At 72.7% G+C, this 17,476-nt stretch carries 19 protein-coding genes; 6 read left to right on the top strand and 13 right to left on the bottom strand.

What is annotated here, in order from left to right; all coding sequences use genetic code 11:
* Positions 1–290 precede the first annotated feature (290 nt).
* Positions 291–1,166 carry a hypothetical protein gene (locus AC1WTP_RS12305; protein ID WP_481649358.1) on the top strand — a complete coding sequence of 292 codons (876 nt, stop codon included), beginning with the start codon at positions 291–293 and terminating at the stop codon, positions 1,164–1,166.
* Positions 1,167–1,589: 423 nt separating this feature from the next.
* Here AC1WTP_RS12305 and AC1WTP_RS12300 read toward each other — a convergent pair whose 3' ends face one another.
* The 3 genes from AC1WTP_RS12300 to AC1WTP_RS12290 are packed head-to-tail and all read right to left on the bottom strand — an operon-like array spanning position 1,590 to position 4,038.
* Positions 1,590–2,447, bottom strand: a complete 858-nt coding sequence (locus tag AC1WTP_RS12300) for an ABC transporter permease (RefSeq protein ID WP_481649357.1) — start codon at positions 2,445–2,447, stop codon at positions 1,590–1,592.
* Positions 2,444–3,457 (bottom strand): ATP-binding cassette domain-containing protein, encoded by a 1,014-nt coding sequence (locus AC1WTP_RS12295; protein WP_481649356.1) that lies wholly within the window; start codon positions 3,455–3,457, stop codon positions 2,444–2,446. The genes AC1WTP_RS12300 and AC1WTP_RS12295 overlap by 4 nt, the downstream gene beginning before the upstream one ends.
* A gap of 26 nt (positions 3,458–3,483) precedes the next feature.
* The gene (locus AC1WTP_RS12290; RefSeq protein ID WP_481649355.1) at positions 3,484–4,038 is read right to left on the bottom strand and encodes an NADPH-dependent FMN reductase; all 555 of its coding nucleotides are present in this window, start codon (positions 4,036–4,038) and stop codon (positions 3,484–3,486) included.
* Between the two features lie 162 nt (positions 4,039–4,200).
* On the opposite strand from AC1WTP_RS12290, the gene AC1WTP_RS12285 reads away from it, so the two are divergent.
* A complete protein-coding gene (locus AC1WTP_RS12285; RefSeq protein WP_481649354.1) occupies positions 4,201–4,701 on the top strand; it encodes a GNAT family N-acetyltransferase in 501 nt (166 codons plus the stop codon).
* Between the two features lie 55 nt (positions 4,702–4,756).
* Here the strand turns inward: AC1WTP_RS12285 and AC1WTP_RS12280 are convergent, their stop codons facing one another.
* From AC1WTP_RS12280 to AC1WTP_RS12265, 4 genes are all read right to left on the bottom strand, one after another.
* Positions 4,757–5,407, bottom strand: a complete 651-nt coding sequence (locus AC1WTP_RS12280; RefSeq protein WP_481649353.1) for a PH domain-containing protein — start codon at positions 5,405–5,407, stop codon at positions 4,757–4,759.
* Complete coding sequence (locus tag AC1WTP_RS12275) at positions 5,404–5,871, bottom strand: MarR family winged helix-turn-helix transcriptional regulator (RefSeq protein ID WP_481649352.1); 468 nt, start codon at positions 5,869–5,871, stop codon at positions 5,404–5,406. The genes AC1WTP_RS12280 and AC1WTP_RS12275 overlap by 4 nt, the downstream gene beginning before the upstream one ends.
* 61 nt (positions 5,872–5,932) lie before the next feature.
* Entirely contained in the window at positions 5,933–6,919 is a 987-nt protein-coding gene (locus AC1WTP_RS12270) for an aldo/keto reductase (protein WP_481649351.1), read from the bottom strand.
* Positions 6,920–6,997: 78 nt separating this feature from the next.
* Entirely contained in the window at positions 6,998–7,753 is a 756-nt protein-coding gene (locus tag AC1WTP_RS12265) for an SDR family oxidoreductase (protein ID WP_481649350.1), read from the bottom strand.
* A gap of 103 nt (positions 7,754–7,856) precedes the next feature.
* On the opposite strand from AC1WTP_RS12265, the gene AC1WTP_RS12260 reads away from it, so the two are divergent.
* Complete coding sequence (locus AC1WTP_RS12260) at positions 7,857–8,699, top strand: helix-turn-helix transcriptional regulator (protein ID WP_481649349.1); 843 nt, start codon at positions 7,857–7,859, stop codon at positions 8,697–8,699.
* A 64-nt stretch (positions 8,700–8,763) separates the two neighbouring features.
* Here the strand turns inward: AC1WTP_RS12260 and AC1WTP_RS12255 are convergent, their stop codons facing one another.
* Positions 8,764–9,948: a hypothetical protein gene (locus AC1WTP_RS12255; RefSeq protein WP_481649348.1), complete on the bottom strand. Its 1,185-nt coding sequence runs from the start codon at positions 9,946–9,948 to the stop codon at positions 8,764–8,766.
* A 219-nt stretch (positions 9,949–10,167) separates the two neighbouring features.
* Positions 10,168–11,187, bottom strand: a complete 1,020-nt coding sequence (locus tag AC1WTP_RS12250; protein ID WP_481649347.1) for a DUF5937 family protein — start codon at positions 11,185–11,187, stop codon at positions 10,168–10,170.
* Between the two features lie 126 nt (positions 11,188–11,313).
* Between AC1WTP_RS12250 and AC1WTP_RS12245 the strand changes: the two genes are divergently transcribed.
* A complete protein-coding gene (locus AC1WTP_RS12245; RefSeq protein ID WP_481649346.1) occupies positions 11,314–11,838 on the top strand; it encodes a nuclear transport factor 2 family protein in 525 nt (174 codons plus the stop codon).
* A 69-nt stretch (positions 11,839–11,907) separates the two neighbouring features.
* Here the strand turns inward: AC1WTP_RS12245 and AC1WTP_RS12240 are convergent, their stop codons facing one another.
* The 3 genes from AC1WTP_RS12240 to AC1WTP_RS12230 form a co-directional block, all read right to left on the bottom strand.
* Positions 11,908–12,603, bottom strand: a complete 696-nt coding sequence (locus AC1WTP_RS12240) for a hypothetical protein (RefSeq protein ID WP_481649345.1) — start codon at positions 12,601–12,603, stop codon at positions 11,908–11,910.
* A gap of 81 nt (positions 12,604–12,684) precedes the next feature.
* A complete protein-coding gene (locus AC1WTP_RS12235) occupies positions 12,685–13,536 on the bottom strand; it encodes an aldo/keto reductase (protein WP_481649344.1) in 852 nt (283 codons plus the stop codon).
* Positions 13,537–13,643: 107 nt separating this feature from the next.
* The gene (locus AC1WTP_RS12230; protein WP_481649343.1) at positions 13,644–14,600 is read right to left on the bottom strand and encodes a LysR family transcriptional regulator; all 957 of its coding nucleotides are present in this window, start codon (positions 14,598–14,600) and stop codon (positions 13,644–13,646) included.
* A gap of 74 nt (positions 14,601–14,674) precedes the next feature.
* Here AC1WTP_RS12230 and AC1WTP_RS12225 point away from each other — a divergent pair, with 74 nt between their 5' ends.
* On the top strand, positions 14,675–15,595 hold the full coding sequence (locus tag AC1WTP_RS12225) for a serine hydrolase (RefSeq protein ID WP_481649342.1): 921 nt from the start codon (positions 14,675–14,677) through the stop codon (positions 15,593–15,595).
* Between the two features lie 154 nt (positions 15,596–15,749).
* Entirely contained in the window at positions 15,750–16,739 is a 990-nt protein-coding gene (locus tag AC1WTP_RS12220) for an MBL fold metallo-hydrolase (protein WP_481649341.1), read from the top strand.
* Positions 16,740–16,785: 46 nt separating this feature from the next.
* On the opposite strand, the gene AC1WTP_RS12215 is transcribed toward AC1WTP_RS12220, so the two are convergent.
* A complete protein-coding gene (locus AC1WTP_RS12215) occupies positions 16,786–17,325 on the bottom strand; it encodes a DUF1697 domain-containing protein (protein ID WP_481649340.1) in 540 nt (179 codons plus the stop codon).
* Positions 17,326–17,476 lie beyond the last annotated feature (151 nt).

Below are 17,476 nucleotides of genomic sequence, written 5' to 3'. Positions count from 1 at the left end.
AGGTGGTCACGCACCGTCGAGCCGGCCGGCACCTCCCCGGCGCCGGCCAGTCCCGACGTGACCCCCGCCGCCCACGGGCGGCGCGAGGATCAGTTGGCCCGCGGAGGCCCGCCCCACCACCCGGCGGGGAGTCGCTCACCTATCAGGGTGAGGATCCACAACACCCACCGGACACCCGGTGAACGTTAGTGGACACCGCACTAGAGCTTCGCCTGGCTGCCCCGACCGCCGATGTGAGTACTTGCGTTCCCCAGCTAGCCTCTAAGACTCTCAACACCGCAGGAGGCGAAATGGGAGATTATCGACCGCCGCCAAACAAGACAGAGGAGCTGCGTAAACTTTACTCCGAGATTGAGGTGGCGCAGGGTCGCCTGCGCGAGAGCGAGAACCGGAAGTTGGATGTCCGGCGGCTCCGGCGGCTCGAAAAGCAGGCAGAGGCATTGAGGAAAACGGATTTATTGCTCAAATTTGGGCCGACGCGACTGCATTTGCGGTGGAGTGCGCAACAGGTCGCCAAGAATTTTATCTCGCTTCATCTTGCAGCAATAGCCGGCGGTATTGCGCTCATGACTACGACGTCATTGAGGGAGCTGGGGTTCGCGCTGACGGTTGGTGGTTTCCTAGGAAACGGCGCACTCCTCGCGTCGATCTGGCAGCAGGTGTATAAGAACGAGCGGGAAGCCGCAGCCGCCGCTGGTGCGAGCAGTGAGCCGGGACGTGCCGACCCTGGAACCAGCTATGATCAAGTGGCGCATGATGAGTTGCGTGATTTGCTCGAGCAGCAGCGTAAGGCGACAGCAGGGGCACTGACGAGGAGGGCGCTTCTCCGTGATCTCCGCTACGGCGTGGCAAAGGAGAAGATCGGAACATACGGTCTTGGGGCGAGTATGCTGGCTGTGCTCTCCTCGCCCATATGGCTACCAGGCGGCCTGGGCGCCGTTGAGAGCTTGGCGAATTCGAAAGGCGAACCCCTTCGAGCGCGTACGGTGTCTGCGGCAACCGCATTCGCTGTGAATGCGGTAGCTTCGACAGCGTTCCTTTCAGTTGCCGCAGGAGCGACCCTCGGCGTCTCGGTGGTCGTCCGCAGGATTCACAAGAAATTTAGTTCAACTGGAAGGGCAGCGGCTCCTCGGCGGGTGCGGGACGTACGTGACACGGAGCGTTAGCATCGGTGCGGACGAGTCGTCGAATCCGGACCCGGCGAATCTCCGTGGCTGTGCGAAGGAGTACGTGTCGCTGCTGCAGGCGAAAGACGAGCCGGGCTGCGCCAGCACCTCGGTGGCGACGCCTACCCGGGGGACGCGGCCAAGCAGATCGCGACGTACGGCGGTCGAGGGTGGATGTTGTCCGACGTGTCGTGGACTTCGCTGGCTCCGGCGGTCTACGCGCTGTCGATGGTGGTCGCCGGCCATCCCCGCGCATGACCTGGCGCTACAACGTGGAGTGGGCAGGCGAACGCTGGATGATGGCGCTGTTTGGGAACCCGCCCACCTGGGCCCGGACCGAGCGCCCGGGGTGACGCTGAGGCAGCCCGATGGCGCAGACGGGCGCCGCCACCGAGGTGGCGACGCCCGTCGGGCAGAGCGGGATCAGCGGCGGTTGTAGCGGTACATCGTCAGGGTGCCGAAGACGACCACGAACGCGGCGCTCCACACCAGCGTCCACATCGTGCTCGACGGGTCCGACGCCCCCGACATCACCGCCCGCACCGAGGCCACCAGCTGGGTGATCGGGTTGACCTTGACGAACGCCTGCAGCCAGCCGGGCATGGTGGCCGGCTCGACGAAGACGTTGCTCAGGAAGGTCAGCGGGAACAGCACCATCATGCTGACCCCCATCACCGACTTCTCGCTGCGCAGGACCAGGCCGAAGAACGTCCACACCCAGGAGAACGCGAACGAGAAGACCACCAGCAGGCCGATGCCGCCCAGCACGCCGAGCAGCCCGCCGTCGGGGCGGAAGCCCAGCGCCAGCCCGACCCCGAGGATGACCACGGCGGCCAGCACGTAGCGCAGCACGTCGCCGAAGATCATGCCGACCAGCGCGGCCGGCCGCCAGACCGACAGCGTCCGGAACCGGTCGAAGACGCCCTTCTCGATGTCGGTGTTCAGGCCGACCCCGGTGTACATGGTGATCATCACGACGCTGGTCACCATGATGCCGGGCAGGAAGAACTGCAGGTAGTCCCGCGGGCTGTCGGCGAGGGCGCCGCCGAACAGGTAGGTGAACATCAGCACCATGATGATCGGGAACGCCGTCACGTCGAACAGCTGCTCCGGCACGTGCTTGATCTTCAGCATGGCGCGCCAGCCGAAGGTCAGCGACGCCGACAGCGGGCTCGGGCGCGGTGGCCGGGCGCCGGGCGCGAGGACGGTCGACAGCGCCTCCGCCGACGGTACGTAGACCGTCGGGGCCGGCCCGGTCGTGGTGGTGGCGTTGCTGCTCATCGGGCTGCCTCCAGCTGCTCGTCCCGCTCGTCGGCCGGCACGGCGGGGTGGTCGGTCAGGGCCAGGAAGACCTCGTCCAGGCTCGGCTGGCCGAGGGAGAAGTTGTCCACCACAATGCCGGCGCGGGCCAGGTCGCCGAGCACCCGGGCGGCCTGCTCGCTGGCGTCGAGGTCGCTGCCGTCGCCGCCGACCCGGGCGGTCAGCGCCACCGGGTCGGGTTCGAGCTGCACCGGCACGCCGAGCGCCGTCTGCAGCAGCCGCTCGGCCTCGGGCCGCTGGTGCGCGTCGCGCAGTCGCAGGTGGACGGTGCCGGAGCCGACCGAGGACTTCAGCTCGCCCGGCGTGCCCTCCGCGATCACCCGGCCGTGGTCGACCACCGCGATCCGGCCGGCCAACTGGTCGGCCTCGTCGAGGTACTGCGTGGTCAGCAGCACCGTGGTGCCGTGCGCCACCACCGCCCGGACGATCTCCCACACCTGGTTGCGGCTGCGCGGGTCCAGGCCGGTGGTCGGCTCGTCCAGGAACAGCAGGTCCGGGGTGTTGAGGATGCTGGCGGCGATGTCGATGCGCCGCCGCATGCCGCCGGAGTACTTCTTGACCTGCCGGTCGGCCGCCTCGGTCAGCCCGAACGCGGCGAGCAGGCTCTCCGCGCGCTCGCGGGCGGCCGGCTTCCTGTGGCCGAGCAGCCGGCCGAGCAGGATCAGGTTCTCCAGCCCGGTCAGGTCCTCGTCCACCGAGGCGTACTGGCCGGTCAGGCTGACCCGGGCCCGGACGGCGTCGGCCTGCTGAACCACGTCGTGGCCGAACACCCGCGCCCGCCCGGCATCCGGGCGCAGCAGCGTCGCCAGCACCCGTACCGCCGTGGTCTTGCCGGCGCCGTTGGGACCGAGCACCCCGTACACGGTGCCGGCGGGCACCGTGAGGTCCAGGCCGTCGAGCGCCCGGGTGTCCCCGAACGACTTGGCCAGGCCCTCGGCCTCGATGGCCGGGCCGGTGCTGCGTCTACTCATGATCCCTACCTTCCTTGGCGTAACTGTCAGGAGACGTACGGGCGCGCGGCGCGGCCGTCGCGCAGTGCCAGGCCCCACCAGCAGAGCTGGTCGAGCAGGACGCGGGCGGAGCGGCGCAGCTGGTCGGTGGCCAGCGGCGTCGGCTCACCGCAGAGCAGGTCGACGCCGACGACGTCGCGCATCGTGACGGCGTGCAGGGCGGTGAAGACGGTCCGGAGCTGGTCGACCGCGTGCAGGCCGACCGAACCACAGCCGTACGACACGAAACCCACCGGCTTCGCCTGCCACTCGTCGTACGCGTAGTCGATCGCCTGTTTCAACGAGGCCGGGAAGCTGTGGTTGTACTCCGGGGTGACCACGACGAACGCCTCCGCCCGGCCCACCTGCTCGGCGAAGGACCGCATGGCCGGGGTCGGCTCCGCCGGGTAGCCGGCGGGGAAGTCGTAGTCGGCGAGGTCGACGACGGCGACCGCCAACCCGTCGTGCCCGTCCGCCTGGTCGACGAACCAGCGGGCGATCCGGTCGCCCGCCCGCCCCTCGCGGGTGCTGCCGATGATCACGGCGATTCGCAGTGGGCTCATGGTTCCTCCTCCCGGCCGCTCCGGTCCCACCCGTCAGGCGCGAGAAGCCGGCCGGCTGCCCGCTAGATCGGAACTAGCGGCCCCGCGAGGCGTCGGCGCGTTCCGGCGCCGGAGTGTCGGTGGTGGCTGTTTGAATGCGCCGGAAGGAATCGGGGGGACAGGATGACCGACGTAGGCATCGCGCCGTGGAGCGAGGACGACCTCGACCTGTTGCGGCAGCTCAACGCGCCGGAGATCCGGGTGCACACCGGCGGCCCGGAGACCGACGAGCAGGTCCTCGCCCGGCACGAACGCTACGTGCGCTTCGGCGACACCGGCAAGGGCTGCATGTACGCCGTGGTGCTGCCCGACGGGACCCGGGTGGGCAGCGTCGGCTACTGGGAACGCGAGTGGCGCGGCCAGCAGGTCTACGAGCTGGGCTGGGCGATCCTGCCCGGGCACCAGGGGCGCGGGCTGGCCACCGCGGCGGTGCGCGCGGCGGTCGATGTGGCCCGCGCCCGGCGCACCCACCGCTTCGCGCACGCCTACCCGTCGGTCGACAACGCCCCGTCGAACGCGGTCTGCCGCAAGGCCGGCTTCACCCTGCTCGGCGAGACCGAGTTCGAGTTTCCGCCCGGGCACCTGATGCGCTCCAACGACTGGCGGCTCGACCTCGCCGGGTGAGCCGTGGCGGCGGGTCGGCCCTGCCGCGCCGGGCGCAGCGGGAAGCATCCGGGCCTCAGGCCGCCGCCCGCCCCGACGGGTCGGGGCGGTGGGCCAGCAACCGGGCGTTGGCCGCCTCGACCAGCGCCTCCGGGTCGTCGGCGTGAAACCGCAGCTCGGTGACCTTCTCGCCGCGCGCCTTGCGCGTCGGCACCTCGATCGGCTCGCGCAGCAGCAGGTCGACGCTGGTCTGGTTGGCCATGCCGAGGCTCACCGTGACGTCGTCGCCGTTGCGCTCCACCTGGACGCTGCCCTCCGGCGGCATCGAGCGCCGGTGGACCCGCAGCCGCTCGACCGCCGACCAGGGCACGGTCATGTCGAGGGTGATGCCGTTGCGGATCCGCAGGCCCGCCTCGCCGACCACGTGCGGGTGCACCTTCAGGCTGGCGAGCAGGCCGAACATCCAGAACAGGCCGTAGATGCCGAGGCCGAGGACGATGTTGCTGACGACTTCCCAGGGCAGGATCATCTCGAAGATCGGGATCTCCACCGCGGAGAGGATGATGAAGATCCACATCAGCGTCATGACCGCGCCGCTGTAGCCGAACGTCCGGTCGTCGGGGTGCAGCTGCTCCGGCCGGCGGAAGATCCACCGGTAGAGGCTGCGCCACATGCCGATCTCGTAGCGGGTGGCGAAGCGCAGCAGCTTCCAGGCCTTGGCGATCACTGATCCTCCTCGCGGATCTCGTGGGAGAGGCCCTGCTCGCGCAGCCGGCCGAGGATGTCGTCCAGCCCGGCGACGAGACAGTCCAGCCGCTCGGCGGGCATCCCGCCGAAGAGCAGGTCGGCGAAGCCCCGCTGGTCCCGCTCCATCGCCTCGATGGTGCGGGCGCCCTGCTCGGTGAAGGTGACCAGGAACGCCCGCCGGTCGGTGGGGTGCGGTTCGCGGGTGACGAAACCGGTGCTCACCAGGCCGTCGACCAGCCCGGTGACGGTGCGGGGGCTGACCCCCAGGGCGCTGGCGAGTTCCCGCTGGGTCACCGGGCCGCTGCGGCGCAGTTCCCACAGCAGGGTGGCCCGGGAGGTGGTCAGCCCCTCCCGGGCCAGGCCGCGGCTCATGTCGTCGCTGAGCACCACGACCAGTTCGAGCACCCGGTCCAGCGCGGTGGTGAACCGGTCCCTGTCCGACATCGTTACCTGCTCTCATAGTGAGTGTGCATCACTATGATGCCACATCACAGAGCGGGCGCCGCTAGCGCGCCCCGTCCAGCCGGGCCCGCTGCTCCGCGGTCAGCTCCAGGTCCACGGCGGCCAGCGACTCGTCCAGCTGGGCCACCGAGGACGCCCCGACCAGCGGGATCGCCGGCACCTCGGCGCCGATCAGCCAGGCCAGCACCACCTGGTTGACCGTCGCCCCGGTCTCCTTGGCCACCGCCTCGAGCGCGGCCAGGCGACCGGGGACGCTCGGCAGGTCGTACGCCTCGCCCAGCGGCTTGTCCCGGCGGGTGTAGCCGCCCCGCGCCAGCGGCGAGTACGCCACCAGGGCCAGCGCGGGCTCGGCCCGCAGGTAGGAGAGCAGGTCCGGGCCGGCCGAGCCCACGTCGCCGTCCCGGTCCAGCTCGCTCGGCAGGTCCGTGCGCCGGTGCAGGTAGGTGTGGTGGTACTGGAGCACCTCGTAGCCGGGCAGCCCCGCGGCGGCCGCCAGGTTGCGGGCCCGCTCCACCCGCCACGCCCGGTGGTTGCTCGCCCCCAGCAGGCCGACGGTGCCCTCCGCGACGAGCGCGGCGAAGCCCTCGACGGTCTCCCGCAGCGGCACCCGGTGGTCCTCGATGTGCGCGTAGAGCAGGTCCAGCTTCGCCATCCCGAGCCGCTCGCGGCTGCGCTCCGCGGACTCCCGGATCACCCTCGCCGACAGCCCCTCCGGGTTGTCGACGTAGCTGGTGCCCGGGTCGAGCGGCCGGGCGCCGAGCTTGGTGGCGACCACGACCTCGTCGCCGACCCCGCGGCTGCGCCGCCACCGGCCGAGCAGCTCCTCGCTCTCCCCGCCCTGGCCGCCGTTCATCCAGAACGCGTAGTTGTCGGAGGTGTCGATGAAGGTGCCGCCGGCCTCGACGTACCGGTCGAGGATGGCGAACGACGTGGCCTCGTCGGTGGCCGTGCCGAACAGCATGGCGCCGAGGCTCAGCACGCTCACCTCGCGGCGGGTCTTCGGGTCAATGCCGATGGTGCGGTACCTCACGGTTGTCCCCTCTCACCTGGCCCGTCAGCGGGCGGTCGGGGACCAGCCTCGATGCTGGAGCGCACTCGAGGTCAACCCTCACCAGGGCAGTACGCCGTACCCGCCGCCGCCGTCGGCGAGGTGCCCCCAGAGCTGGCCGGACGGGCCGTCCGCGGGCAGCGTGGCCAGGTGCACGCTCACCTCGGCGCCCTGCTCGGCGCTGCGGAATCCGCTGTGGCCGTTCAGGTCGGTGGCGCAGTAGCCGGGGTTCGCGGCGTTCACCTTGACCGGGGTGTCCCGCAGCTCCTTGGCGTACATCGCGGTGACCATGTTCAGCGCCGCCTTCGACGAGGGGTACGGCACCCCGGTCAGCGCGAAGAACACCCCCTGGGGATCGGTCATCGTGGCGATGGAGCCGACCTCGCTGGAGACGTTCACGATCCGGGCCGCCGGTGCCCGCAGGAGCAGCGGCAGCAGCGCGTTGGTCACCGCCACCACCCCGAAGACGTTCGTCTCGTACACCCGGCGCAGCGTCTCGACGGTGGTCTCGCTGGGCAGCCCTCGTCGGCCGTCGCCGAGCACGATGCCGGCGTTGTTGACCAGCACGTCGAGCCGGCCACACTCCTCCTCGACCAGCTTGGCGGCAGCCGCCACCGACTCGGCGTCGGTGACGTCCAGCGGCACGAACCGGGCGTCCGCGCCGCCGGCCCGCAGCTCCCGCTCCGCAGCCCGGCCCCGCTCGGCGTCCCGCGCGCCGACCAGCACGGTCATCCCCCGCGCGGCGAGCTGCCGGGCGGTGGCCAGGCCGATTCCCTTGTTGGCCCCGGTGACCAGGGCGATCATGTTCGTCGTCATGCCCTCGACGCTGCCCGCGCGGCCGGCTCCGCAGGAGAGACCGGCCGAGCCTGGGACCGGCGGTACCACCCTCGCCGCCACCGGCTGGGGCAAGCTTGACGACATGACCAGCACCGGCCTGCGCCGCGACGAACTGGCGACGTTCCTGCGCAGCCGCCGCGCCCGGCTGCGCCCGGCCGAGGTCGGCCTGCCCGACGGGGTGCGCCGCCGCACCCCGGGACTGCGCCGGCAGGAGGTGGCCCAGCTGGCCGGCATGTCGGTCGACTACTACGTCCGGCTGGAGCAGGGCCGGGGCCCCCACCCGTCGCGGCAGGTGCTCGCCGCGCTGGCCCGGGCGTTGCTGCTCACCCGGGACGAGCGCGAGTACCTGTTCCGGGTGGCCGGGGAGAGCCCGCCGCCGGCCGCCGGACCCAGCCGGGAGGTCGGCCCCGGCCTGCGGCACCTGATCGACGCGATGACCGAGACCCCGGCGTATCTGGTCGACGCCAGCTACCAGATCCTGGCCTGGAACCGGCTGGCCAGCTACTTCGTCGGGGATCTGGCGGCCGTACCCCCGGCCGACCGCAACATGATCCGCTGGATGTTCCGGACGTCCGACGACGGGCACTGGGACCCCGAGATGCTGCGCTTCGCCCGCACCTCGGTCGCCGAACTGCGGGCCGCCTACGGACGCCACCCCGGCGACCGGGGCCTCGCGGAGCTGGTCACCGAGCTGCTCGGCACCTCACCCCGGTTCGCCCGGCTGTGGGCGGAGCACGACGTGGCGGAACGCCGCCCGATCGTCAAGCGCGTGCCGCACCCCGACCTCGGGCCGCTGGAGTTCGAGTGTCGGGTGCTGCACGTGCCGGAGACCGACCAGCGGTTGATCGTCTACGTCCCCGAACCCGGCTCATCCACCGCGGCGGTCTTCCGCCGGCTCGCCGAGCGCGTGGACACGCCCGGCTGACCGGGCCCGTCGCCCGGGAACGGCCGGAGCGGAGCCGAGGGCCCGCCAGCGCGACCGCCGGCTGTCAGCGGTAGCACCGCCAGGCGTAGGCATCGTCGGGGTCCGACGTCCGCGCGAAGGCGCCCGAACCGTACGTGTCGCGGCAGGCGACGTCCATGTCGACGATGGACGATGAGAAGAGCCTCGAACACTGCCAACGGCCGTCGTTACGCGGGTCGGCCGAGCCCCCGGAATGCCTGTCGCAGTACCGCTGGACCATGTTCTCCACCCCGCGGCCGCCCGACGGACCCAGCAGGACCGGAACCGGGCTCTGGGTCGGCGCCGGCGTGACCGACGGTGTGGTGCTGGGCGAGGCGGAAGCCGTCACCGACGGGGTGGCGCTCGGCGAGGCGGAAGCAGTGACCGACGGTGTGGCGCTGGGCGGGGCGGAGGAACTCGGCGCCGTCGCCGAACTCGGCGGCGCCGATGGCTCCGCGAGGGCACTCGGCTCCTCGTACGCTTCCGTCGGGGTGGTGGCCGCCGACACCGGCAACCCCGCCTCGGGCGACCGACCCGAATCCCACAGGAACACCACGGTGCAGAGCAGCGCCCCCAACGCGAGCCCGCCGACCGGGAGCCAGAGCCGGCGCCGGTTGGCCGGCCGCGGGCGGGTGTCAAGCTCCCGGCTGTGCCTCCTTCGGGGCCGGATGTCCTCGTCCGTCTCGGCGGCCCGCGCGTCGGCCCCATCGTGGCGGTACTCGACGCGGCCGGCGTAATCGTCGCGCGGATACGCCCCGCGGGTGTGGTCCTCCGGCCGGGTGTGCCATTCCTGCTGAGCGACGTACGCGTCCTCGCGGACCGGGTAGGCGTCGGCCGGTCCGTACGGCTCTTGGGCCTGGAACTCCTCCTGATAGGCCTGGTCGGGCTCGTGGTACCCCGGCTGCGGGTAGGCCAGCGGGTCGGACCGCCGGTACGCGTGCTCAGGTCGACGGTAGGCCCCGTCGTACTGCTCGTGCTCGTCCTCGTACTCGTACTGCTGGTGTGCCCGGTGCCGTGCGTGTCGCCCTTCGTACTCCTCGTGCGCGCTCCCGGGCTGGTACGGCTCCTCGCGCCATGGCGGCGAGCCAGCCTCCTGCCACTCGTCGGACGAGTCGGAATCACGCGCGGCCAGCCGCGACCGCCGAGAGATCCAGCTGTCTGATCCACTGGCGGAATCGTCGTAGTATCCGGTCGCCACATCGGTGGAACGAGCGGTCGACCTCTCGGGCACGATCGCCGGCCTCCTCGGAGTGCACGGGTGCGGATAGCCAGATCACTCTACTCATGATCGGCTGAAAGTCGACCCGGCCATCCCGCGAACGGACGACGGACGACCCGGACTTGTCGGCCCCCACCAGCGTAAAAGATCCGGAACCTGCGCGGAATGACCGACCGCCGACCGCCGGGATCGGGCGGGTGTCCTGCTAGGAGCCGGTCCAATGACCGCGACCTACCCCGTTCCTGCGGCCTCCCGCCGGCTCGCCGAGCGCGTCGGCAGCTGACCCGGGCCGCCGCCCACCAGCCCTTCGCCGTGGGCGGACCGCCGGTAGAGCACGGTGTGCCGGTCCCGGTCGCGGACCACCAGCCCGGAGCGGAGCAGCACCCCCAGGTGGTAGGAGACGGTGGCCGGGGCCAGCCGGTGCCGGCCGCTGAGTTCGCCGGTGGACCGGGGCACGTCCAGGTCGGCCAGGATCGCCGCCCGGCTGGCGCCGAGCAGGTCACCGAGGCGGCCCGCCGGTCGCCGGTCCGCCCGGCCGGCGCCCACCGGGTAGACCAGCACCGCGTTGCCCTGGTCGCAGAGCTGCGTCCAGACCTGCGGCCAGGCCAGCGCCGACGGCGCCAGCACCAGCTCCGCGCCGGCCAGTTCGGTGCTGCCCCGGTACGAGCTGTCGATGGTCAGTGACCGGCCGGTCCAGCCCACCTTCGGGTGCAGGGTGTTCAGCACGCTGCCCACCCCGGCGGTCGCCATCGCGGTGGCCCGCCGGCCCAGCTCCGCCTCCAGCGCGGCCCGCAGCGCCGGCCACTGGTCGGCGAGCGCGGCCCGCCAGAACTCCCACAGGCCCGCGGCGACCCGCCGGGCGAGGCTGCCCTCCTCCACCGCCGCCCGGACCTCCACCGGCATCCCGCCGTCGGGAAACCGGGCAGCCACCTGCACGACCACCTCGTCGGCCGGCGTCGCGGCGGTCGCCGCCACCTGGTGATCGAAGGCCGTGTCGAGCGGGCCGAGCGGCGGCTTCGGGGTGAGCAGGTCCGGCGTGTAGCCGCCCCGACCGGCCGGCGTCACCAGGCTCGCGGCCAGGGCCGCATCGGGGTGCCGCAACGCGGCCCGGGCGGTGGGGCCGGGATCGCCGTGCACCGGATGGCCGAACCGGGACCGCGCGGCCCGCAGCCAGGACGTCACCTCCGACGCCGGCGAGACCGCCAACCGGAGCCGGGCGAGGCTCGGGCCGTCCAGATGCGCGACCAGCACAGGCGGATCGTACAGCGGGCGCTGTCGATCGGCGGGGGACATTCGAGCCGGCTCGAATCACTACCGGCCCGTGCGGCACCCCCGGTTGGCTGCCGCGCAGACCACCTCGTCGACAAGGAGCATCCGATGCGCCCACCCGCCTCCGCCGCCGGCCAACTCGGCCGCGCGATCGCCCTGGCCGGTCTCGCCGCCGGCCTGCTCGCCACGGCACCGGCCGCGATCTCGGCCGCCGCGCCCGGCGACGCGGCGGCCGCCGACGACGCGGCGGCCCACCACGGGTGCGAGCGCGCCTTCGACCGGGCCGTGCGGGCGTACGTGGACACCACCGCCCGCCGTGACCTGGACGGCTTCGCCGCGCTGCTGCACCCCGACGTCACCGCGATCTTCGCCGCCGACGGGCAGGTGCTGGACGGCAAGGCGGCGACCGTCGAGTGGATGCGGGACTTCTTCGCCGACGACTCGTGGACCCAGTCGTTCCACATCGCCAAGCGGACCGTGGTCGGCTGCCGGACCGGGTTCGTGCTCTTCGACTCCGTGTACGCGGTGCCCGCGACCGGAACCCGGGTCCCGCTGCTGATCGGGCTCAGCTACACCTACGAACACGGCCGCTGGCTGGTGCTGCAGAACCAGGACTCGGTGGGCCGTATCTGAGCGGGGGGTTCACCGCCGAGGGGAACGGGCGGGCGTGGCCCCGGGCCGCGCCCGCCCCGCGGCGGGTGCTCAGCCGGCCCGCTGCAGCGCGGCGGTGGCCAGCGGAGCGATCTTGGCAAGCAACTCGCTGCCGGCGGCCAGGTCACCGTCGTTCGCCGAGGCGTCCACCTGGAGCACGAAGTTGCCCCGGACCAGCAGCAGCGTGCACTGGTGCCGGGTGGCCTGGCCGATCAGCTTCTCGCAGAAGGTGATGGTGTCCGGGCCCTCGGGCACCGGCGGGGGAGTGGGCCGGACGATCTCCGAGGTGCGCCCGTCGTTCGGCACCTCGTACTTCTTGCAGGTCTTGAGCACGGCCCGCAACTCGTCGGCGAGCTTGCGCCCGGGCACCTTGAGGTAGCCGACCACGTACTGCCGGATCCAGACCGTCTCTCCGTCCCAGACCCGCTCCCGGTAGGCGGTGCGCTTGCGGTCCGAGGGCAGGCTGTCCCGGCACAGCGAGATCAGCTTCCAGGCCTCGCTGTTCTCCTCGGTGAACTCCGCGGTCTCCGGGTGGAACGTCGCGTCCAGGTCGAGCATCGCCGCCTTCACCCGGGTGCGGACCTCGGCGGTGGAGGTCGGGGCGGGTTGCGGCGCCGGAGCGGTCGGCGAAGCCGACACCGGCGCCGACCAGCGGGGCGCCTCGGCGGCCCCGACCGGGCCACAGGCCGCCGAACCGAGCAGGGCCAGCACCGACAGGAGCAACAGCGGGGTACGGCGGCGCATCATCGCGGCGGCGTGGTCCTTTCGTGTACGGGAAGGGGGCCCGCACGGGCCCCCTTCCCAGCAGCGCCGACGCGTTCCGCTCCGTTACGCGGGGAGGTAGTCGAAGGTGTCCGGGTTCGGCCCCTGCCGCCCCGCCTCGCCCCTGTCCAGCGCGGTGATCCGCTCCATCGTCACGTCGTCCAGCTGGAAGTCGAAGATCTGGAAGTTCTCCTCGATCCGGGCCGGGGTGGTCGACTTCGGGAAGACGATGTCGCCGCGCTGGACGTGCCAGCGCAGCACCACCTGGGCCGGCGTCCGGCCGACCTCCGCGGCGATGTCGACGATCGTCGGGTCGCCGAGCACCTTGCCCTGCGCGATCGGCGACCACGCCTCGGTGAGGATGTTGTGCGTGTGCCCGTACCGGCGCACCTCCTCGTTGCCGAAGTACGGGTGCACCTCGACCTGGTTCACCGCCGGCACCACCCGGGCCTCGGCGGCCAGCCGCTCCAGGTGGGCCACCTGGAAGTTCGACACGCCGATCGAGCGCGCCCGCCCGTCCTGCTGGAACTCCGTCAGGGCCTCCCAGGTGGAGACGAAGTCACCGCCGTACAGGGTGGGCAGCGGCCAGTGGATCAGGAACAGGTCGAGGTAGTCCGTCTTCAGCTCGGCCAGCGTCGACTCGAACGCCTTGCGGGCGTCGTCCGGGCGGTGGAAGGCGTTGTTCAGCTTGCTGGTCACGAAGACCTCGCCGCGGTCCACGCCGCTCTCCCGGATCGCCTGCCCCACCTCGGCCTCGTTGCCGTACATCTCGGCGGTGTCGATGTGCCGGTAGCCGACCTCGAGGGCCTTGCGCACCGCCGCGACGGTGTCCTTCGGCTCGATCTGGAACACCCCGAAGCCCAGCTGCGGGATGGTGTTGCCGTCGTTGAGGGTGATGTCGGGGATCGTGTTCGCCATTGCGGCTCCTTCGCCGGTCGTCGCCGGGTCGCGGATGCGCTTCCACGTACCGTCTGCCAGCTGTCCGCGTACCCCGCGGCCGGGGTTTCTCACCGGTGATCCCCACCTCAGCCGGCAGCGTCGAAGAGCACCCGCCACGGCCGCGGCGCCGGCACCGCCGGTGGCGCCGCCGGCGGGTCGGCGACGGCCAGCACCTCGGCCGCGAGCTGCCCGACCAGCGGCGCGGCCGGGTGCGCGGCCCGGCGGGGCCACGCCGCCGAGGTCCGCTTGACCAGCGGGGGGCCGGCGACCGGCCGCCAGGCGATCCGCGGCTCCCGGCGGGCCAGCGCCGCCGGCTCGACGGCGACCCCGCCGCCGGCCAGCACCAGCCCGAAGAGGAACTCCGGGTTGCGGGCCGGGCGCACCCGCGCCGGCGCGAACCCGTGCCGGCGGCAGACGTCGAGCAGGTGGTCGTGCCAGCCCGGCGCGGTGGCCCGGGGCGCGGCCACCAGGTCCAGGCCGGCCAGCGCGGCCAGCTCGACCTCCCGGGCCCGGGCCAGCGGCGACGTCCGGGGCAGCAGCACCCCCAGCGGTACGTCGACCGCCGTGCCGAAGCGCAGCCCGTCGTCGGCGACCGGATGGTGCAGCAGCCCCACGTCGAGCCGCCCCTCGGCGAGCATCCGCTCCTGCTCGCCGCTGGTCAGCTCGTGCAGCTCCACGTCCAGGCCGGGCGCCCGGTCGGCCAGCCGGTCCAGCAGCTCGCGCAGGCTCACCGCCGGCGTCTCCGGCGGCACCCCGGCCCGCAGCACGCCGAGCGCGCCCTCGCGTACCTGCCGCAGCACGTTGCGCAGCCGGCGCTCGCCGGAGAGCAGCTCCTCGGCCTCGGCGAGCAGCAGCTCACCGGCGGTGGTCAGCCGCACCTGGCGGCGGGACCGGTCGAACAGCTCGACCGCCAGCTCCCGCTCCAGCCGCTGGATCGACTGGCTCAGCGGCGGTTGCGCCATGCCCAGCAGCTCGGCGGCGCGCCCGAAGTGCAGCTCCCGGGCGACCACCACGAAGTGCCGCAGGTGTCGGAGCAGGTCCACCGCCGCAGGCTACGGCAGGGGGACGGGCCACCCGCCGCCCCGCCCGGGCCCCGGTGACCGCTAGCGTCCCTGCTGTGACGGTGCGGGAGCGGATCGACGAGATCTTCGGCCGGGTGGGAGTCACCGCCAACCTGCACGTGGTCGAGCTGGCCGGGCCGGCGGGGGACGGGCCGGGCGGCGGCCCGGCACCCGGGGGCCGGGAGGTGGCGGTCCGGGCCGACGAGCAGGTGGTGATCGCCTCGATCTTCAAGATCCTGCTGGTGCTGGAGTTCGCCCGGCAGGTGGTCGCCGGTCAGCTCGACCCCCGCGAGCGGGTGCTGGTGACCGCCGGCGACCGGCTCGGCGGCTGGGGGATCGCCGGCTGCGCCGACGACGCCGAGGTGTCGCTGCGCGACCTCGCCTACTTCGCCATGTCGGTGAGCGACAACACCGCCGCCGACCTGCTGCTGCGCCGGGTCGGCCCGGACCTGCTGCCGATGCTCGCCGCCGAGCTGGGGCTGTCCCGCACCCGGATCGTCGGCGGCCCCCGGCAGCTCGCCGAGACGATGCTCGCCGACGTCGGCGCGCGTACCGAGGCGGACTTCGCCCGGATCTTCCCGACCCTGCCGGCCGAGCGGGTCCGGGCCATGCGGGTCTTCGACCCGGCGCACACCACGTCGAGCACCGCGCGGGAGATCACCCGGCTGCTCGGCCTGATCTGGCGGGACGAGGCCGGCCCGGCGCAGGCCTGCGCGATGGTCCGGGAGTGGATGGCCCGGCAGCTGTTCTGGACCCGGCTCGCCGCCGGCTTCCCGCCGGGCGTGCGGGTCGCCGGCAAGACCGGCAGCCTGCCCGGGCTGCACCTGGAGGCGGGGGTGGCCGAGTACCCCGACGGCGGCCGGTACGCGGTCGCGGTCTTCGCCCGGGTGGCGGACCTGGCCACCCGGCGCATCGACGTGGACCTGGCCATGGGCGAGGCCGCCCGGACGGCGGTCGAGGCGTTGCGCGACGCGTGATTTTCCGACCGGGTCCGGCTCGTCGGCCCGGCTCTGACCTGGCCTGATATCGCAGCGGATATCGACCGTTTCGGCCACCGATCTTGGACCGGGCGGCGGTGGCGCTGGTTGGCTCGGCGCCGAACCGATCAGCACCACGACGGGAGAGTTCCGCATGCCCAACCTGGACCGCCGCCGCTTCCTCCGGGACGCCGCCGCCGGCACCGCCCTGGTCTCCACCGCCGGGCTCACCGGCGCTGCCCTGGCCGCCCCCGCGCAGGCCGCGCCGCCGGCCACCGCGCCGGTCGCCGCCGCACCGGCCGGCCGGCGCCGGGGCCCGGTCAGCTTCCGCTGGTGGGGTACGTCGGGATGGCGGGTCGACATCGGCGACCGGACCGTCCTGGTCGACCCCTACCTGAGCCGCCTCGACACCGGGCTGTTCTCCGGCGCCTTCAACCAGTCCACCCCGCTGGAGGTCCGCACCGACGTGGTCGACGCCCTGGCGGACCGGGCCGAGACGGTGCTCGTCACGCACACCCACTGGGACCACTACATGGACGTCCCGCACATCGCCGGCCGCACCGGCGCCCGGGTGTTCGGCACGCTGACCGCCTACCACCTCGGGTTGGCGTACGGGGTGCCGTCCGGGCAGCTCAGCCCGGTCAAGGGCGGGGAGGTGCTCGACTTCGACGGCTACACCGTGGAGGTGGTCGCCGCGCTGCACAGCCGCAACCTGTCCTACTCGCTGGCCTTCCCGGGGGTACGGGTCAGCCCGCCGCCGAAGCCGACGACCATCGCCGACCTGCCCGAGGGCGACACCCTGGCCTACCAGCTGCGGGTCGACGGCGGCCCGGCGGTGTTCTTCATGGGCGCCAGCGACTTCGCCGAGCGGAACCTGACCGGCCTCGCCCCGGACGTGGCGATGGTGGCGCTGCCGGCCACCACCGTCACCGCCGACTACGCCGACCGGCTGCTCGCGGCGCTGGGCCACCCGAAGGTCGTGGTGCCGGTGCACTTCGACAACTTCGAGACCGAGCTGCGCAACCCGGTGCCGGTGGCGCCGAACGACCGCAGGCGCCTCGACGAGCTGATCGCCACCATCCGGCGGGTGTCGCCGCGCAGCCGGGTGCTGGTCCCCGAGTACGGCACCGCGTACCACTTCTGACCGGGGGTCGGGGGTGGGCGGGCGGTGGGCCGCCCACTCCCGGTCGTCAGCCCGCCGACATCTGCGCCAGGGTCCGCACCGACCGCCAGTTGCGGGTGGTGGCCACCACGCCCAGCTTCTTCTCCAGGTAGGCGTTGGTGAACTTGGAGCGGCCGTACCCGCCCTCGGGGTAGTGCAGGTAGACCTCCCGCCCGGTCACGGTGAACGCGACGTGCTCACCGCCGGGCACGGTCAGCGCGGTCACCGCCGACTTCGCGGGCGCGGTGGCCAGGAAGGCGACCAGCAGCTTCGTCGGGTCACCCTCCTGCTCCGCGTACGGGTTGCCGCCGGCCACCGCGGCCAGTTCCCGGCCGCCGCGCACCAGCACCGGCACGGTCAGCCCCAGCTCGCCGGCGATCGCCCCCTCGATGCCCCGGGCCAGTTTTCCGGCGTCGCGCACCGTGCTGCCGAAGACCACGTTGCCGCTCTGCAGGTACGTCTTCACGTCGTCGTGCCCCAGGTCGGTGACCAGCCGGCGCAGGTCGGCCATCGCGATCCGGACGTTGCCCACGTTGACGCCGCGCAGCAGGGCGACGTAGCGGTCCATGGCGACCTCCTCGATGTGCGGGTGCCGCCCAGCCTAGGGAGTCGGCGCCCGGGCCGTCGCCCCGCGCGCCCGACGTCACGCCGAGCCGTGACGCCCGCCATACCAACACCGCCAACTTCCCTATCATTCCCTATTGCGGGTAAGTTAGGGA

The sequence above is a fragment of the Micromonospora sp. R311 genome, assembly GCF_056780015.1.
Note: the sequence above shows the minus strand (reverse complement) of the source record. Positions and strands in the feature narration are given on the sequence as shown.

Coding starts and splice junctions, on each gene's coding strand:
- AC1WTP_RS12260 (WP_481649349.1), top strand. CDS start 7,857: ATGACCAGCACCGGCCTGCGCCGCGACGAACTGGCGACGTTCCTGCGC.
- AC1WTP_RS12215 (WP_481649340.1), bottom strand. CDS start 17,325: ATGGACCGCTACGTCGCCCTGCTGCGCGGCGTCAACGTGGGCAACGTC.
- AC1WTP_RS12300 (WP_481649357.1), bottom strand. CDS start 2,447: ATGAGCAGCAACGCCACCACCACGACCGGGCCGGCCCCGACGGTCTAC.
- AC1WTP_RS12265 (WP_481649350.1), bottom strand. CDS start 7,753: ATGACGACGAACATGATCGCCCTGGTCACCGGGGCCAACAAGGGAATC.
- AC1WTP_RS12305 (WP_481649358.1), top strand. CDS start 291: ATGGGAGATTATCGACCGCCGCCAAACAAGACAGAGGAGCTGCGTAAA.
- AC1WTP_RS12220 (WP_481649341.1), top strand. CDS start 15,750: ATGCCCAACCTGGACCGCCGCCGCTTCCTCCGGGACGCCGCCGCCGGC.
- AC1WTP_RS12290 (WP_481649355.1), bottom strand. CDS start 4,038: ATGAGCCCACTGCGAATCGCCGTGATCATCGGCAGCACCCGCGAGGGG.
- AC1WTP_RS12295 (WP_481649356.1), bottom strand. CDS start 3,457: ATGAGTAGACGCAGCACCGGCCCGGCCATCGAGGCCGAGGGCCTGGCC.
- AC1WTP_RS12240 (WP_481649345.1), bottom strand. CDS start 12,603: ATGATGCGCCGCCGTACCCCGCTGTTGCTCCTGTCGGTGCTGGCCCTG.
- AC1WTP_RS12245 (WP_481649346.1), top strand. CDS start 11,314: ATGCGCCCACCCGCCTCCGCCGCCGGCCAACTCGGCCGCGCGATCGCC.
- AC1WTP_RS12235 (WP_481649344.1), bottom strand. CDS start 13,536: ATGGCGAACACGATCCCCGACATCACCCTCAACGACGGCAACACCATC.
- AC1WTP_RS12275 (WP_481649352.1), bottom strand. CDS start 5,871: ATGTCGGACAGGGACCGGTTCACCACCGCGCTGGACCGGGTGCTCGAA.
- AC1WTP_RS12285 (WP_481649354.1), top strand. CDS start 4,201: ATGACCGACGTAGGCATCGCGCCGTGGAGCGAGGACGACCTCGACCTG.